This window comes from Capnocytophaga sp. H2931 (assembly GCF_002302535.1).
Taxonomy (GTDB): domain Bacteria; phylum Bacteroidota; class Bacteroidia; order Flavobacteriales; family Flavobacteriaceae; genus Capnocytophaga; species Capnocytophaga canis.
Genome location: NZ_CP022381.1, coordinates 1,534,857 through 1,552,032, shown reverse-complemented (window position 1 = coordinate 1,552,032; position 17,176 = coordinate 1,534,857). Strand labels below are relative to the sequence as shown.

The following is a 17,176-nucleotide window of genomic DNA, read 5'->3' as shown; positions in this document are numbered from 1 at the left end:
TTTAAGCAAATAAAAAAACACCATTTTTTAGCACATTGCCAAAAAAAGAAGCCGTCCTCTTCGGACAGCTTCTTTTCATTAACTGTTTTGTAGACAAGAAACTTCTTCTAATCAAGTCTCTGTGTTGGTAACCGATTGAAAAGTATGTTAAATCAACTTCAATTAGATTTACACACAGAGAAAAGTCTGGTTAGTCATCAATTCTAACAAATCTTCCTTTGCTATTGAACTCTAAATCCAAACCGTTTGAAAGCTCCACTTCGTACCCTCCAGACTTACGACGTTTGATTTCTCTAACAGTCGTATTTTGAAAATACTTGGTAATATGTTGGCTTATAGCTACAGGAATGATGTTTGCGGGAACATTTCCTGTTCTCGATTTCACCTCTTTCCAATCACCATTAGAACGGAATTCAATTTCTGAGCCATCGTTGAACGTCACATTGTATTCTTTTTGAGAAAAATATTCAGTTTCTTCCCAAATTACTGCGATGTCTAAACCTCCAAAATTTTCTTTAAGTAAAGTTTGTGCCTTAGCTGGTAGTTGCTCCAAAGTAAGGATTTTGTGCTGAGCTGTTGCTACAGAAGTCGCAAAAAGAACAACCATTAGTGTTCCAAGTTTTTTCAGTGTTTTCATGTTATATCTGTTTTAAATAAATTATGGGACAAATTTAGAAAATAATTTTGAAAAAACAAAAATGATTAAAAAAAAATAAGGAATTTTTTTTTGAAGATAAAAAAAAGACGTACTTTTGTAGGCAAATGAAAATGATTGGTTAGGTATGAAAATAGGCTTCGATGCTAAAAGAGCGTTTCACAACATGCGGGGATTAGGGAATTACAGTCGTGATTTGATTCGCATACTTCAAGAACAACAAATGTTTGAATTGGTTCTATTCAACCCGAAACCCAAAGTACACTCTGGTGTTAGGATTGATGGACACACGAAAGTTATCACTCCCAAATCGTTTTTTTGGAAAAAAATGAAAAGCCTTTGGCGTATGCTAAAAATAAGCCGATTGGCACAGACAGAGTCTTTAGATTTGTATCATGGACTTTCCGGAGAAATTCCGTTTGGAATCCAAAAACACACTCGAACAATCGTAACCATTCATGATTTGATTTTCGTTCGTTATCCGCAGTGGTATTCATTTTTTGACAGGAAGATGTATTTTTGGAAATTCCGTCAAGCAGCTCAAAAGTCGCATCACATCATCGCCATTAGTGAACAAACTAAACGCGATATCGTTGAGTTTCTTGGAGTACCCTCTGAAAAAATCTCTGTCGTATATCAGGGATGTCATGAAGCTTTTAAAAAAAAATACTCTCCTGAAATTAAAAAACATACGCGTAAAAAATTTGCTCTTCCCGAGCGTTTCGTACTTTATGTGGGAGCCATCGAACCTCGCAAAAATGCCTTAGAAATAGTCAAAGCCATCAAGGATTTAGACATCGCTTTGGTATTAGTTGGTAAAAAAACAAAATACTACGATCAGATTGAAGCTTATTGTCGTAAACACCAAATGAAAAATCGAGTGATAGCACTTAAAAATGTTTCTATGGAAGAATTAGCTGTAATTTATCAGCTATCCACCATCTTTTGCTATCCGTCTATTTTTGAAGGATTTGGAATACCAATTGTGGAGGCTTTGTTTTCAAAAGTGCCAGTGATTACTTCACAAGGAAGTTGCTTTTCAGAGGCTGGAGGAGAGGATAGTATTTACATCAATCTCAACAATGCTACTGAAGAAATCAAACGGGCGATTATTGCAATTACTTCAGATGATGAAAAACGCTTACAGATGATTGAAAAAGGATTTAAACACGCTCAGAAATTTACAGACAGCTCTGTTTATCAAGAACTTATAAGCGTATATAACAGAGTAAGAACAATTGATTAGGATATGTAGAACATTTCATCCGTAGTTGTTCTTTATTTCATATCTTTGCAAAACCAAAAATATAAAACGTATGTTCGTCCTTAATTTTTTAGAAGCCTACACCAATCAAATAATAGCTTCTGTTGTATCCATCGTGATTTTAGTGATCGTCCGAAGTATTTCTTTCTCAATTGTGGAACGCGTAGCTAGAAAAGCGAGTTTTCTTGAAAATCGTACCAATTTAGTTAAGCGATACATCAGCTATCTGATTTTCACATTTATCGTTATCTTATTGATTTCGGTTTGGGGAATTGAGCGTGATAAATTATTTTTATTTCTTTCCTCTGTATTGACAGTTATTGGAGTGGCTTTTTTCGCTCAGTGGTCTATTTTGAGTAATATCACTGCGGGAGTGATAATTTTCTTTTCGTTTCCGTTTAAAATAGGTGATAAGATTAAGTTTATTGACAAAGAATTTCCTATTGAAGGCGAAATCTTGGATATTAAATCTTTTTATACTTTATTGAGAACCTCTGAAGATGAGGAAATATGTTTACCTAACAATCTTTTGTTACAAAAAGGAATTTCCATCGTGTCGAATGTTAAGAGATAGTTTATACTATTTTTTTATCTCATATTTACTGTTTTAACTACATAGATACATAAATTTTATACATTAAAAACTTCTCAGAAGCTCAACTTGGGAGGCTTCTGAGAAGTTAATACAATTTTGCTTTAAAGTATTTGAACGATGTTTTTTCTGATTTCTCAAATTAGCGTTTAGGGTATAAATCGAATATCGCCACTGCCCATTACTTTTGAGTCTCTCTTTTTTGGATTTCCTTTTATGGCAATATCTCCCGAACCTGAAACCCGAGCTTCAACGTTTTCTGTCACAAAAGTTGTGATGTCGCCAGAGCCATTCACTGTAACTTTTGCGTTCGTAGCAGTAAGTTTTTCTGCATCCAAATCTCCCGAACCCGTCAATTCGGCTTGAAGTTCTGTAACAGAACCTTTGGCTTCAAGATCTCCTGAACCGACAACACTTAGGGATAATTGTTTTGCTTTAACGTTGATTTTTAAATCTCCCGAACCCGCCAATTCACAAGAGAGTTGTTCTACTTTCAAAAGGTCTTTTAGCTCTACATCTCCCGAACCTTTCTGTAATATTTTTTGTAGCGATTGATCAACGGGAACATACACTACAACTTTGTGTTTCAGGGTGTAATTATTTTTCGGATCAAGCCTGATGCTGAGTTCCCCATTTTCAACTTTAGTGAGGATATACTGCAGAATATTATCCGAAGCCTCCACACGAATGCTTCCAACCTTACCCTCTGTGAGTACTACGTACAGATTCCCGATATTGCTAACCTTGGTGTATGCCTCCGTGGTGCGATTTTCTACCTTAACGTTTCCGTTATCTTTGATAGTTTCTTTCAAAAAGAATTGACCATAGCTTGTCGCTGAAAAAGCGATAAACAAAAATGTAAAAATGTTTTTCATGATTTATCTGTTATTTATTTGATTATTAGAAATTTATATGTTTTTTTATTCTTCTGTAATGGAAACACCTCCATAGTCAGATTCAATCCGAAACAGATTGTTTGCCTTTCCTTTGCTTCCTTTGACGTATTTGCTCGTTTGCCGATGGTCTCTTTCAGTAAATGGAAGATTATCAGGGGTTCTCAAACTTGCGTACGAAGTTGAAAAATAATAATTGAACGACCAATTCCGATGATAGTTAACAGAAATACTAGCGTAGCTACTTTTCATGCTTACCGATTTTGTTGTAGGTAAAACCTCCTTAACAATAACCCTTCCGTAATCAGAATCGACCGAAAGTTGGTTGCTAATTTTTCCTATAGAAACGTTGGTGTAATCACTTTCCAAGCTCAGAAAATCAGCTTCATTAATGTCAAAATTTCCGTAAGAAACGTCAGCTTGGAGTTGTTTTATGCTACCCAGTTTTAAGTTCGTATAACTTGCTTCCAAGTCTACCTTATCAGCTTTTTCAACAAAAATGTTTGAATATGAGGCGTCCATATCAATATATTTTATTGATTCCATATTTGCTTTTGAGATATATTCCAAATCAAGTTTTGCATTAGCCAATACCTCTCCCAATTGTAGGTTGCCGTACTGAGCGTCAATTTTCACATCGTGCTCAATTCTGTTTAAGAAAATGTTTCCGTACTTATTTTCGAGTGTAAGATGTGTTTTCACAGGTAACGAAACTTTGTAATTTATCTTCATTTGCACCGATGATTTTCTGCCTCTTAATCCAAAAAAGCTGTTACTTTCAGCAATTTGTGTTTTAGCCCATACGTCCGAAGCATTTTGGCTAAAATTGACCGAAATTTCTTTGATTCTACTTTGAGCAACACTCGGATCATTAGCACTTACTTTGATTTCGACCTCTATTTTGATTTTATCTTTTAGATTTTTATCGGTCAGCAACGTAATATCCCCATATCTATTGGACACATACAAACTCGGCGAACTACTCACCTGAAACTCTTTGCTGATTTTTTGAATTTCGGTATGTTTTTGTTCTTTAAAATAAGGTTCGTTTGCCCAGATGGACAGCGAGAACAAAAGCAGAATCGCCACTCCCCAATTCCTATTCTCAAGTAAATTTAGGAACATATTGTTTTTTATTTTAACCATAATATCTTTCATAGTTTCTAAAATTTATTTTCTGTTTACTATTATTTAAGTTTCATTTTCTGCTCCCTGTAAAGGATTTATCATCGTTATCACGCGATTGGAGAACTGCAATTGTGTGTCAAAATTGGTGTGAATGGCAGTTATCAAGAACTCATTTTCTCCTTGAGCAATGATTTCATTTCGCAATCGTTCGTAGTCGGTTTTCATTTTATTTAGTTGATTGAGAGCGTCTTTTGCTAAGAGTTCGTTGTTTGAATTTTTGATAATTTCAATATTTTCCTCAATCATCGGTAGGTAATACTGCTCCGATTCGTAAGCAACTTGAGAGGCTATTTCAAGCCGATCACCAGCATTGTAATTCCATGTGAAAGCTACGAAGATCAGCACTGCTGCAGCTATGTTTGTATAGACAATTTTACGAATAAGCGATCTTCTCTTTGTTTTTTTAGTAATATTTCTTTCGGATAGCTTTTGCAAGAAACGCTCTTCGTGTCCGTCTAAAGGTTCGTATATGTCAAATTTATTTTCGATCATGTTTCATCTGTATTATGGTTTCTCGTAATAATTTTTTAGCTCTCGAAAGCATTGTTCGGCAATTTTGGTCAGTAATATTCAAAATTTCACAAATTTCCTCATTGTCATACCCTTCGATTAGAGATAAATTCAATATAACACGTTGTTTTTCGGGCAGATTACCTAAACATTTTAATAAAATTTGTACTTCTTCTTGTTGAAAATCCCAAATTTCTTGCGGATTATCATCTATCGCTTCGTAGGGAATCGTATCCAAAGAAATTGATACCTTTTCTTTTCGCAACAACATCAATGACTCGTTAACTACAATTCTCTTAAGCCAACTCCCGAAAGTACTTTCTGCTCGGTACGAATCCAACATTTCAAAGGCTTTTATAAACGACTCCTGCACAACATCTTCTGCTTTGTCGCTCTGTTGCAATATCCGAAAGGCAGTGTTGTACATCGCCTTTACGTACTGCCGATAGAGTGCAGTCTGTGCTTTAGGATCTCCCCGCTTACAACCTTTTAGTATGTCTGAAAATTCGGTGGTCAAATCTGTTTTTTGGTATAAAGATGCTAAAAAAAAGAGAATGTTACAAGTTTTAGAAAAAAAACATTTCGCTGTATTTTCTTTAAGGCAGATTTCAAAAGAAATTTGAAGGGTGTTTTTTTGAAATCTAACACCTGAATTTGAATATTAATTTACATACCCCTATTTTTTTGAGGGGTGTATGTTGTATTTTCATCTTCTTTTTGTAATTTTGCCCCATAAAAATCATACAACTATGCCAAATTTACGATTTCATGCCTTGAAAGAAGTGGGCAAAAGAAAGCCCGTTGTTATTACAGAAAAAGGAAAACGCTCCGAACTTTTTGGGGAAAATGTTTTCAATGAGGAAACCATGCGTCAGTATATGACTAAGGAAGCCTTTGAAAGCGTGATGAACGCCATTCAGTATGGAGCAAAGATAGACCGCAAAATTGCCGATCAAGTTGCTACAGCCATGCGTGATTGGGCAATTTCAAAAGGAGCTACTCATTACAGCCATTGGTTTCAGCCTTTAACAGGTTCAACGGCTGAAAAACACGATGCTTTTTTTGAACCGATAGGAAGAGGCAGGGCTATCGAAAAATTTGGTGGAGGTCAGTTAGTGCAACAAGAGTCAGATGCGTCGAGTTTTCCAAATGGAGGAATTCGCGACACTTTTGAAGCTCGTGGATATACGGCTTGGGATCCAACATCTCCTGTATTTATCTATGGAACAGCACTTTGTATCCCAACGATTTTTATTTCTTATACGGGTGAAGCTCTTGATAATAAAACTCCCCTATTGAAAGCCCTAACGGCGATTGACCAAGCGGCGACCGAAGTAGCTAAATATTTTGATAAAAACGTAACCAAAGTTATCTCAACCTTAGGATGGGAGCAAGAGTATTTTTTGATTGACAAAGATTTGGCAAGTACGCGTCCTGATTTGATGATTGCAGGACGTACTTTGTTGGGACATACCCCTGCCAAAGGGCAACAGTTGGATGACCATTATTTTGGGTCAATACCAGGTCGTGTTTTAAGCTATATGCGTGATTTAGAGCAAGAATGTCTATTGCTGGGTATTCCTGTCAAAACACGTCATAATGAGGTGGCTCCTAATCAGTTTGAGTTAGCTCCAATTTTTGAGGAAGCCAATTTAGCGGTAGATCAGAATTCCCTTTTGATGGATGTGATGAACAAAGTTGCTGAGCGACATGATTTTATAGTTTTATTTCACGAAAAGCCATTTGCAGGAATTAACGGTTCAGGGAAGCACAACAACTGGTCATTGGCAACGGACACAGGAGTAAACCTATTAGCTCCAGGAAAAACACCTATGAAAAATCTACAATTCTTGACCTTTTTCATCTGTACGATCAAAGCGGTATGTGAATATGAAGAATTATTACGAGCTTCGGTAGCCTCAGCAAGTAATGACCATCGTTTGGGAGCAAATGAAGCTCCTCCGGCTATCGTTTCGGTATTTATCGGGCAGCAGTTGACTAAAGTGCTGGACGAATTGGAAGATGTTTCCACAGGAAAGCTATCTCCCGAAGAAAAAACAGACCTAAAACTCAATGTTGTAGGAAAAATCCCGGATTTATTTTTAGACAATACGGACAGAAACCGAACCTCGTCATTTGCTTTCACTGGAAACAAATTCGAGTTTCGTGCCGTAGGCTCAAAAGCAAACTGCGGAAAACCTGTAACAATCATCAACACCATCGTAGCAAAACAATTGATTGACTTCAAAAAAGAAGTGGATGTTTTAATCGAGGAAAAAGGATTGAAAAAGGACGATGCAATCTTCAACGTGCTACGTGAGTATATCAAACAATCCAAAAAAATACGTTTCGAAGGAGACGGATACAGTCAAGAATGGGAAGAGGAGGCGATGCGACGTGGGCTAAGCAACAATAAAACTACGCCCGAAGCCTTGAAAGCTAATGTCTCAGAAAAAACAATACAACTTTTTGAATCCATGAACGTTATGACGAGAGTTGAATTGGAAGCTCGTTATGAGATTGAGTTGGAAGAATATGCTAAAAACATCCAAATTGAAGGACGTTTGATCGGGGATATTGCTCGAAATCACGTAGTTCCCACCGCAGTCAAATATCAGAACACACTTATCGAAAACGTCCGTGGGTTAAAAGAAATTTTTGGAGATGGTTATATGGACGTTGCTTCAGAGCAGGTAGAGCTTATTAAGCGAATTTCTGAACATATCAAAGTGATTCACAGTAAAGTAGATGATATGATAGAGGCTCGTAAAAAAGCTAACAAAGCCAAAAACGCAGAGGAAACCGCTAAAATTTACTGCAACGAGGTGAAACCGTTTTTCGATCAGATACGTTATCACTGTGACAAGCTTGAGATAATGGTTGATGATGAACTGTGGACATTGACAAAATATCGCGAGTTGCTATTTACGAATTAGGGAATAGTGAGTAGAGGCGTACTTACAGTACGCCTCTTATTATCTTACGAGATTTAAAAAGTTTTTTGTCACAAAATGTTACAGTAAAAACAAAAAGTTATTTTATTGAATAAATCACAGAAAATTCTTTTTCGTATTTCGATTTTATGTACTTTTGCAACGAAATCAAAACAAATAATTTTTTATGCAAATATTCAAATTCGGAGGAGCGTCTGTGAAAGATGCTGCTGGGGTTCGCAATGTAGCCTCAATTTTGGAACAAGTTGGATATTCTGACACCCTCATCGTGATTTCCGCAATGGGGAAGACTACCAATGCATTGGAAGATGTCATTTACGCTTATTTTAAGGATAAATACATCCTTAATGACACCATTAAAGTCATAAAAGATTTTCATTATAACATCATAAAAGAACTTTTTTCGAATGAAAATCATCCCGTTTATTGGAAAGTAGATGGGCTTTTTGCGGAATTAGAATCTTTTTTGGAAAGAAACAAGTCTCCAAAACACAGTTTTGTGTACGACCAAGTGGTAAGTTTTGGGGAATTACTTTCTACAACCATTATCAGTCAATATTTGAATGACACTGGCATAAAAAACACCTGGATTGATGTGAGAAATCTCATAAAAACCGATAGTAACTATCGTGATGGTAGTGTGAATTGGGAAGAAACCCAAGAGAACATTACCAACAGCGTCAACAAATCATTATTGAACATTACTCAAGGGTTTTTAGGGAGTGATGCTAACTTTTTTACCACCACGTTAGGACGCGAAGGATCGGACTATACAGCCGCTATTTTTGCCTATTGCCTGAACGCAAGCAGTGTGACCATCTGGAAGGACGTTCCAGGGGTGTTGAATGCTGACCCACGCTATTTCGAAAAAACACAATTGTTGCACAAAATCCCGTATAAAGAGGCTATCGAATTGGCGTTCTATGGAGCTTCGGTAATTCACCCGAAAACCTTACAGCCTTTGCAACAGAAGGAGATACCGCTATACGTTAAATCATTTATAAACCCAACGGCTACAGGAAGTGCTGTTTGCAATGTAGCGGAACTGGAACCAAAGGTGCCGTGTTTCATCTTGAAAAAAGGACAAGTGATGATTTCCCTTTCGTCACTGGATTTTTCGTTCATTATGGAAGATCACATAAGCTACATTTTCAAGCAACTGCATGATGCTAAAATGAAAGTGAGCGTTATCCAGAACTCAGCTATTAGCTTTTCCGTTTGCGTGGATAATAAATTCGACACGCTCACTCATCTGTTGGAAAAGTTAGAAGCCAAATTCAGAGTATCGGTAGCGGAAAACGTGGATCTTTACACCATCCGACACGCTACGGAAGAGGCTATCGGTGAGGTTGAAAACAACAAGAATGTATTGTTAAAGCAAGTGCTAAAAAACACGGTACAGATTATCGTTAGCAATAATTCGGAAAAATAATCAGTTTTGTTTCCTACAATACTAAAAATGAGGTTTTACCGTTAATTTACAGATTCTTTGGAGGTGTAAAACTCGAACAACAGATGTTAGATTTAGAGAATCATATTACCCGTTACTCGTTGCTAAGCAAACGAGTGTTGGTCGCCATTAGTGGAGGACTTGACAGCGTTGTGCTTACGCATTGTTTATATCGGTTGGGGATTGATATTATTTTGGCTCATTGCAATTTTCAGTTGCGAGGTGCGGAGAGCGATGCCGACCAACAGTTTGTTGTTGATTTTGGAGATAAACTCAACATTGAAACCTTGGTGAAGCGATTCGATACAAAAAAATATATATCTGAAAATCAAACAAATACACAATTAACTGCTCGAAAACTCCGCTATGAATGGTTTGAAACTGTTGCTACCGAAAAGCAGTGTGATTACATTGCCGTAGCACATCATGCGGATGATAATTTGGAAACTTTCATCATCCATCTTTCGCGAGGCACGGGCTTAGACGGATTGCTGGGAATACCTCCGAAAAACGGTAAAATTATCCGTCCGTTATTGGCTTTTTCTCGTGATGAATTGTATCGATATGCTGTTGAAAATCAGCTTTCTTGGCGAGAGGATAGCTCCAATGCTTCCGATGTGTATTTGAGAAACAATATCCGGCATCATATTTCGCCAAAATTGAAAGAACTACACCCTACATTTATTCAAAATTTTCAACAAACTCTCTTTCATTTGCAACAAACGGCGGATTTCGTTGATTTTCATATCTCTGAACTCAAAAAAAACATATTTACTGAGGAAAATAATCGTATCTTTGTGGATTTGGAAGTATTGAAACAACTCCAAAACATTGATTTTGTGTTGCATAAGTTGTTTTATCCGTATGGATTTTCAAATCTTCAGGATTTGAAACAATTGTTAGAATCCGAATCGGGGAAGCAATTATTCTCTTCGTCTCATCGTCTGCTAAAAAATCGGAATCAATGGATTTTAGAATCTAAAACCGAAATTTCTGAAGAAATTTATCAAATCAAAGAATTTTCCGAATCCATTGATTTTCCGATAAGGTTGCATTTTGATTTTGTTGAGGAAGTTGGTGAGTTTTCCGACAATCAAATTTTTGTAGATGCCGATTTGATAAACTATCCCTTGGTGATTCGCCACAAAAAAGATGGAGATTATTTCTACCCATTTGGGATGGTCGGAAAAAAGAAACTCAGCAAATTTTTTAAGGACGAAAAATATTCTTTGATAGAAAAGGAACAACAATGGCTACTTTGCTCGGGAGCGGACATCGTTTGGGTGGTTGGTAGACGTCTTGATAACCGATTCAAAGTAACCAAAAATACGCGAAAAATCCTAAAAATTCAATTTTTCGAAAAAAAAATACAATTTTATTTGGAAGAATAAAATGTTTTTTCGTACATTTGCACAAGTTATTTGAATCGAAGGAATGATTTATACATTTACATATAAAAATTGGTGGAACAATTACAATCTCAACAAGGGAAGGTAATTGGGTTTTTGTATTGTAATCATATCGCTCACATAATTAAAGTTAAGAACAAACAAAAGTCGTTAGGTCTTCCTAACGGCTTTTTTTGTTGTCAAAAATAAAGAAATTAACAATTAAAACGCATTTAAAATGGAAAATCAATTCAAAAAACAGCCACAAACAGAGGTGTCACCTGTGGCTAAAATGTTGGAAAACAACGGAACTTATGGCGTTTATGGCGGGGCGTTTGTGCCTCCTGTTTTGGAAACTCAACTGAAAAAACTCAGTGACTTTTTTGATCAGATCACCCAAACGGATGAATTCAGAACCGAATTTATCGATGTGTTAAAAGATTTTGTGGGTAGGCCATCGTCGCTTTACTATGCTAAAAACCTGAGTGAATATGTGGGGTCAAAAATCTATTTGAAGCGTGAAGACCTGAATCACACTGGCTCCCATAAAATTAACAATGCCGTTGGGCAAATTTTGTTAGCTAAAAAAATGGGTGCTAAAGAAATTATTGCCGAAACAGGTGCAGGACAACACGGCGTGGCAACCGCAACGGCTTGTGCTTTTTTGGGATTGCCTTGTAAAATATTCATGGGGGCTGTGGACATGGAACGCCAAGCTCTCAACGTTCGACGAATGCGACTATTGGGAGCTGAAATCGTAGCTGCAACCACAGGAAATCAAACACTTAAGGATGCTGTAGACTCCGCTTTGGACTATTACATCAATCATCCAGATAGTTTTTATTTGTTAGGCTCACAAGTGGGGCCTCATCCGTATCCTAAAATGGTGGGATATTTCCAAAGCGTGATTGGCAACGAGGCTCGGCAACAAATTCTAAACAAAGAGGGACGTTTGCCCGATAGCGTTATCGCCTGTCTTGGTGGAGGGTCAAATGCTATTGGTCTGTTTTCAGCTTTTATTGACGATCCTCAGGTCAAAATGTACGGAGCCGAAGGCGGAGGAAAAAACATAGCTAACAACACCGCCGCTACGCTCAATTATGGAACTCCAATCGTTTTCCAAGGAACGTACTCCTACTGCTTAACTGATACGGACAAAAATCCAATCGCTTCAAAATCAATAGCAGCAGGATTGGATTACCCCGGAATTAGTCCACAACATGCCTACCTAAAAGACAGCCAAAGAGCTTCCTATTTTTCCGTGACCGATGAGGAGGCAATCGAATCCTTCAAACTCCTTGCCCGATTGGAAGGTATCATTCCCGCCATTGAATCGTCTCATGCGGTGGCATTGGCAGTAAAACTATTGAAAAACAAAAACAGCCTTTCAATCGTAAATCTGTCAGGAAGAGGAGATAAAGACGTGGAGAGAGAAATGTAAAAGCATTCATTATCCGAAAACTACCGAAAATTTCAAATAAACCACATAGAAAAAACTATATATCTATGTGGTTTATTTTTAATATATTACATATGAAATCACAGCCGTCCGAAAGTTTTTTGAAAACTCATAAAATTCCTTGTCAACCCTTTATTTATAAGGGCAGACTTGTTTGTTGTGCGGAATTATCTCTGTCAAAGAGTGTGTTTTCAGGTGGTTTTTTTGCTTTTTTTACAATCGGTTTCAGCTCATTGCATACATAATTCAAGGTTAAATAATGCATAAGGCACACCCTTATTTTCTCGCAAAAATTACTAAATGCCGTCTTTTTATCGCTATAAAATCGCTTTATCAACTCCAACAGAAGATAGCAAATCAAAGATACATAAATCTGTGATTTCACCGCATTTTCACTCGTTCCAAGAAAAGTTTTTATCTGTAAATTTTGCTTCATCGCCTTGAAAAACAACTCAATATCCCATCGTTTTTTGTACAAATCCGCAATGGTTCTCGCCGTCCAATCCATATTATTGGTGATGATTTCTATGGTTTTGTTGCCATCTTGCTTATAAACCTTTACCAAACGCAATTTCTCTTGATCAATACCACTTTCTACCGCCTTTTTTGAGGTCAAAACGATGATTTCATCTTTGAGGATGTCGTGGTCTTTTTCATCAGGCAGGTCTCGTTCTTCGAGACTTTGGTAGAGCGTGTTGGACTTAATTCGCGTAACAAAAGTATTTTGGCAATGGATTCTGCCCAGCATCAAACTAAAATCAAAATAGCCTCTATCCTCAACAATGATGGTGTTTTTCGGATAGATATTTTGTTGTAATCCTTTGCTATCGTGTGTTTTAGCTTCGGTGATATTGACCATTTCAGGCAATCCAAGTTGATCGTCCCAAACGGTGTGAATTTTGAGTCCGCCTTTAGCTGTCCGATATTTTGCCCAGTTGAAAAGGCTTAAACACAGGCTAATGGTAGTACTGTCAATGATTTTTATTTTGTGGTTTTGGATTTCATCGATGATATGACTTTGATGTTTGGCTTTTAAAGAGTGTTTGTAATACTTTAAAAGACTAGAATACAAATCTTTAAATACTCCATAATGTCTTACTTTGTTTCCATCACTCATTGTTGATTTTGCGGGACTTTGTTTGAGTTGGAGATCGCTTAGGAAAGTGCTACTAACTGATAATCCGCAACTTATGTCGGATAGCGTATAGCATTTATTCAGCTGTCCGAAAGTTAGTGCCACCAATTGGTCGCGAGTTTTATAGGTAGACTTTCCCTTATCGGACTGATGTTTAGCGATTTCCGCTCTTAAAATATGCGCAGGAATGAGATCTAAAATTTGTCTGATTACGGGTTTATTTGTATTTTTGCTTCGCCTGAAGAGTGCCATAATTGAAAAAAAAATGGGAATTTTTCAAATATACGACATTCTCAGGCAACTTTTATTTTAAAAGTTTCGGATAGTTGTGATATGAAATATTGAAATACTTATGTTTTTCAAAAAAAAGAATAATCACAAAGCATTTTACTTCCCTAATCTTTTGACAGAGGCTACATTAGCACTAATAGTAGTAAAAAGAACAATGGTTATTGAACTTAAAGGCATCAAGATGGCTGCCACCAAGGGCGAAAGCAATCCCAGAACAGCAAAGGTTATTCCCACCATATTATAGAGGAACGATAGCACAAAACTACCTTTAATGATTTGCATTGATTTTTTCGTAAGTGCCATAAAAACATTCAATTGCTTGATTTTTGAAGCGTCCATAATGCCATCACAAGCAGGTGAGAATACATTTACATTTTCAGAGAGAGCGATGCCTACATCACTTTGTTTTAAAGCTCCTGCATCATTCAATCCATCGCCTACCATCATCACTTTTTTACCTTTTTCTTGCAAATGTTTGATGTAAAGCAACTTATCTTCAGGTTTTTGATTAAAAAGAAGAATAGAACCCTTAGGTAATATTTTTTCCAAGTTCATCTGTTCGCTTTCATTATCACCTGAGAGAATAACAATTTCATAATCAGATGATAATGATGTAAACAACTCCGAAATCCCATCGCGATAGGAATTGTGAAACACAAAACATCCTTTATAAACATTATCTAAGGACACGTGTACGCTGGTCTTCAAGTTGTTGTGTTCTACGTGTTTCCCTACAAAACTCGCTGATCCAATTTTCACAGCAATACCTTCAACCGTAGCTTGGATTCCTTTTCCTGTAATTTCTTCGAAATTATCAATAAGTTTGGAGTTGTCCGAAACCTCCAAAAAGTCATAGACCTGACGGCTCAACGGATGATTAGAATTTCGCAATGTATTCTTTACAACTCGCTGTTCATTAGGGGTTAAGCTAATACCTTCGTAGGTTAAATCAGATTTATTAGCTGTGGTGATAGTTCCTGTTTTGTCGAAAATAATGGTGTCAATTTTTGCCATTTTTTCGATTACTTTACTGTTTTTGAGGTATAATTTACGCTGACCAAAAATCCGAAGCATATTTCCCAAAGTAAACGGAGCTGAAATGGCTAATGCACACGGACAAGCAATGATGAGTACTGCTGTAAATACGTTTAGTGCCATCACAGGAGCTGAAATTCCCCAGTAAGCACGTAAAATCCAAACGAGTAATGAAATTAACGAAATGGACAAAATGATGATGGTAAAGTATTTACTAACTTTATCTGTTAAAGATTTAAAATCATCATCTTTGTCTTTGTTGAATACATCATTGCTCCAAAGTTGGGTCAAATAGCTTTGTGAAATTCCTTTAAGAGCTTCTATTTCAATGGCTCCTTGCGTTTGTTTTCCACCTGCAAAAAGTTTATCTCCACTGAGTTTCTGCATCGGATCAGCTTCACCGGTTACGAAACTGTAATCGATATGTCCTTCACCACGGATCAGAATTGCGTCCACTGGGATAAGTTCTTGATTGCGAATCAGTAGCCTATCGCCTTGTTGAATGTCGTAAACCTGAACGCTTTCTTCCTTTCCATCGGGATGAATTTTGGTTATACCGATAGGGAAATAGCTTTTGTAGTCACGTTCAAACGACAGAAAATCATACGTACGTTGTTGAAAAAACTTGCCTATTAACAATAGGAAAACCAAGCTGTTAAGGCTGTCGAAAAATCCTTGCCCCGAATCTGTTAATATGTCGTAGCAACTACGGACGAACATTGCTAAAATTCCTAAAGCTAAAGGGATGTCAATATTCAAAAAACCACTTCTGATACCCTTATACGCTGAAATAAAATAATCCGAAGCCGAGTAAAACATCACGGGTAATGAAAGAAAAAACATCAGCCAACGGAAAAAAGGCTTGTACTGCTCAATCCAAAATTCATCAGCCTCAAAATACTCGGGAAAGGACAGTAACATCACGTTTCCAAAAGCAAAAGCTGCCACCCCTAATTTGTAGTAAATATCGCGATTTGGATTGTTTTTTTTGGATTGATAATCATCCAAACTGATGTAAGGTGAATAACCAATATGAGCTAACAGAAGTACTAACTCTTTAAGGGTTAGCATGTCAGCGTTATAAGTGATGCGTACTGTTTTCTTAGGGAAATTTACCAAAGCTGTGGTTACTCCTTTGTGCAAACGATCCAAGTTCTCAAGAACCCAAATACATGAACTACAATGAATATGAGGAATATACAAACTGACAACTTGAACGTTGCCGTCATTAAATTCCAGTAGTTTATCTACAATTTTTTCATTGTCCAAGAAAGCATATTTTTCCGAAGAAGCCTCCGGACGAGCTCCTGGGGTTTTTTCAAGGTCGTAGTAGGAAGTTAAATTATTTTCTGATAACAGTTCATAGACCGTTTTACAGCCTAAGCAACAGAAAATCTTATCGTCAAGTTCCAACGGACGACTATCGCATTCATTGCCACAATGATAACAAGTATTCGACATAAATTACATTAGAGGTTAGGTAATAACATTTCCCGATTAGGATTGAGAAAAACCTTGTAATTCTCCTTTCGCTAATTTTCTTTCGGGTACATTACCTACTATATAAAGTGGCAAAGTTACAAAAAAATTATGACTTCTATTACTAATTTTATATCTTTGCGAAACTAAACAAAATCAAATCTGCTTATGCCGACTCGCTGTGAGAAATGTTCTGTTAGAAATCAGAATGCGTTAAAAACCTTAAACGAAAGGCAACTTTGCTGTATATCAGAACATAAGACATCCATAGTCATAAAAAAGGGAGAGGTTATTTTTGAGGAAGGTGATATGCTACCGGGGGTCTATTGCATCAGCGAAGGCTTTTGTAAACTTACTAAGTTGAGCTTTGGAGGAAAAAACCAAATAGTGCGATTTGTTACCAAAGGTGATATCTTAGGGCAAAAAAGTATTATTACCAAACGTCCCGTAAGTCTTACCGCAACAGCGTTAACCGACGTACAGGCGTGTTTGATTCCAAAAGAAGACTTTCAAAACTCTTTTGCTGAAAATCACTTTTTTTCATCGGAACTCTTTAAAAATATATGCGATGAACTCAAACAAGCCGACGATGCTATCCTCGACTTAGCACAAAAAACTGTTAAACAGAGACTTGCACAGACCCTTATGTTTTTGGAAGAAATCTTTGGAAAAGACCATGATGGATATATCAATATGCAACTTTCAAGAGAAGAAATCGGAACAATGATAGGCTCTGCCACTGAATCTCTCATCAGGATGCTATCTGAATTTACCAAAAACGGATGGATAGAAACCAAAGCAAAACGAATCAAAGTGTTGAATAGAAAGCAATTAGATAAAACTTCACAAGGAATGTAAAGGCTAATATATTGCATCTCTGAAC

General features: G+C 36.8%; 14 protein-coding genes. 7 read left to right on the top strand and 7 right to left on the bottom strand.

Going from position 1 to position 17,176, the window contains the following annotated elements; translation table 11 throughout:
• Positions 1-190: 190 nt before the first annotated feature.
• Positions 191-637 carry a PepSY-like domain-containing protein gene (locus CGC52_RS06550; RefSeq protein WP_095893812.1) on the bottom strand — a complete coding sequence of 149 codons (447 nt, stop codon included), beginning with the start codon at positions 635-637 and terminating at the stop codon, positions 191-193.
• Positions 638-782: 145 nt separating this feature from the next.
• On the opposite strand from CGC52_RS06550, the gene CGC52_RS06545 reads away from it, so the two are divergent.
• Positions 783-1,901, top strand: coding sequence for a glycosyltransferase family 1 protein (locus CGC52_RS06545; protein ID WP_095893811.1), 1,119 nt, complete (start codon positions 783-785; stop codon positions 1,899-1,901).
• A gap of 70 nt (positions 1,902-1,971) precedes the next feature.
• Positions 1,972-2,493: a mechanosensitive ion channel domain-containing protein gene (locus tag CGC52_RS06540; protein WP_042006727.1), complete on the top strand. Its 522-nt coding sequence runs from the start codon at positions 1,972-1,974 to the stop codon at positions 2,491-2,493.
• A 167-nt stretch (positions 2,494-2,660) separates the two neighbouring features.
• On the opposite strand, the gene CGC52_RS06535 is transcribed toward CGC52_RS06540, so the two are convergent.
• From CGC52_RS06535 to CGC52_RS06520, 4 genes are read right to left on the bottom strand one after another with little or no spacing between them, the layout of a single operon-like run.
• Positions 2,661-3,386 carry a head GIN domain-containing protein gene (locus CGC52_RS06535; RefSeq protein ID WP_042006726.1) on the bottom strand — a complete coding sequence of 242 codons (726 nt, stop codon included), beginning with the start codon at positions 3,384-3,386 and terminating at the stop codon, positions 2,661-2,663.
• A 45-nt stretch (positions 3,387-3,431) separates the two neighbouring features.
• Entirely contained in the window at positions 3,432-4,562 is a 1,131-nt protein-coding gene (locus tag CGC52_RS06530) for a hypothetical protein (RefSeq protein WP_052461525.1), read from the bottom strand.
• 33 nt (positions 4,563-4,595) lie between these two features.
• Positions 4,596-5,084, bottom strand: a complete 489-nt coding sequence (locus tag CGC52_RS06525) for a hypothetical protein (RefSeq protein ID WP_042006724.1) — start codon at positions 5,082-5,084, stop codon at positions 4,596-4,598.
• Positions 5,071-5,619, bottom strand: a complete 549-nt coding sequence (locus tag CGC52_RS06520) for an RNA polymerase sigma factor (RefSeq protein WP_042344319.1) — start codon at positions 5,617-5,619, stop codon at positions 5,071-5,073. Before CGC52_RS06520 ends, CGC52_RS06525 begins: the two co-directional genes overlap by 14 nt.
• 232 nt (positions 5,620-5,851) lie before the next feature.
• Here CGC52_RS06520 and CGC52_RS06515 point away from each other — a divergent pair, with 232 nt between their 5' ends.
• The 4 genes from CGC52_RS06515 to trpB all read left to right on the top strand — a co-directional run bounded on the left by CGC52_RS06515 (position 5,852) and on the right by trpB (position 12,335).
• Positions 5,852-8,038 carry a glutamine synthetase III gene (locus CGC52_RS06515; protein WP_042006720.1) on the top strand — a complete coding sequence of 729 codons (2,187 nt, stop codon included), beginning with the start codon at positions 5,852-5,854 and terminating at the stop codon, positions 8,036-8,038.
• A 184-nt stretch (positions 8,039-8,222) separates the two neighbouring features.
• On the top strand, positions 8,223-9,488 hold the full coding sequence (locus CGC52_RS06510) for an aspartate kinase (RefSeq protein ID WP_095893810.1): 1,266 nt from the start codon (positions 8,223-8,225) through the stop codon (positions 9,486-9,488).
• A gap of 83 nt (positions 9,489-9,571) precedes the next feature.
• Complete coding sequence (gene tilS / locus CGC52_RS06505) at positions 9,572-10,897, top strand: tRNA lysidine(34) synthetase TilS (RefSeq protein ID WP_095893809.1); 1,326 nt, start codon at positions 9,572-9,574, stop codon at positions 10,895-10,897.
• Between the two features lie 235 nt (positions 10,898-11,132).
• Complete coding sequence (gene trpB, locus CGC52_RS06500; RefSeq protein WP_095893808.1) at positions 11,133-12,335, top strand: tryptophan synthase subunit beta; 1,203 nt, start codon at positions 11,133-11,135, stop codon at positions 12,333-12,335.
• Positions 12,336-12,489: 154 nt separating this feature from the next.
• Here the strand turns inward: trpB and CGC52_RS06495 are convergent, their stop codons facing one another.
• Entirely contained in the window at positions 12,490-13,740 is a 1,251-nt protein-coding gene (locus CGC52_RS06495; protein WP_095893404.1) for an IS4 family transposase, read from the bottom strand.
• 135 nt (positions 13,741-13,875) lie between these two features.
• Positions 13,876-16,275, bottom strand: coding sequence for a heavy metal translocating P-type ATPase metal-binding domain-containing protein (locus CGC52_RS06490; RefSeq protein ID WP_095893807.1), 2,400 nt, complete (start codon positions 16,273-16,275; stop codon positions 13,876-13,878).
• Between the two features lie 186 nt (positions 16,276-16,461).
• Between CGC52_RS06490 and CGC52_RS06485 the strand changes: the two genes are divergently transcribed.
• On the top strand, positions 16,462-17,151 hold the full coding sequence (locus tag CGC52_RS06485) for a Crp/Fnr family transcriptional regulator (protein WP_095893806.1): 690 nt from the start codon (positions 16,462-16,464) through the stop codon (positions 17,149-17,151).
• Positions 17,152-17,176 lie beyond the last annotated feature (25 nt).